The organism is Rhodopseudomonas sp. G2_2311, assembly GCF_047501505.1.
In the GTDB taxonomy this organism is placed as follows: domain Bacteria; phylum Pseudomonadota; class Alphaproteobacteria; order Rhizobiales; family Xanthobacteraceae; genus Rhodopseudomonas; species Rhodopseudomonas palustris_H.
Window position 1 is genome coordinate 1 of the sequence record NZ_JAZDRK010000055.1, and the last position, 253, is coordinate 253.

Sequence of the window (253 nt, forward strand, 5' to 3'; positions counted from 1 at the left end):
TCTGACCGACTACATCGCCAAGTTCGACCGGCCCGGCCTGATCGCGGCGCTGAAGGAGCAGACCACGATGCATGCGACGCCCGAAGTGCTGGAGCAGGCGGCATGAGCGAGACCAGGAAGGACACCCCCGCGATGAGCCGCACCATCGACGCGATCAGCGGCAACACCACCCAGTTCGCCACCGCGATGATCGGCGGCCAGCTGTTCGGTTTGCCGATCAGCCGGGTGCAGGACGTGTTCATGCCGGAACGGC

1 pseudogene is annotated in these 253 nt (G+C 66.0%); it reads left to right on the forward strand.

Going from position 1 to position 253, the window contains the following annotated elements:
* Positions 1–132 precede the first annotated feature (132 nt).
* Positions 133–253: pseudogene (locus VRZ08_RS25075) on the forward strand (chemotaxis protein CheW); the annotation flags it as partial.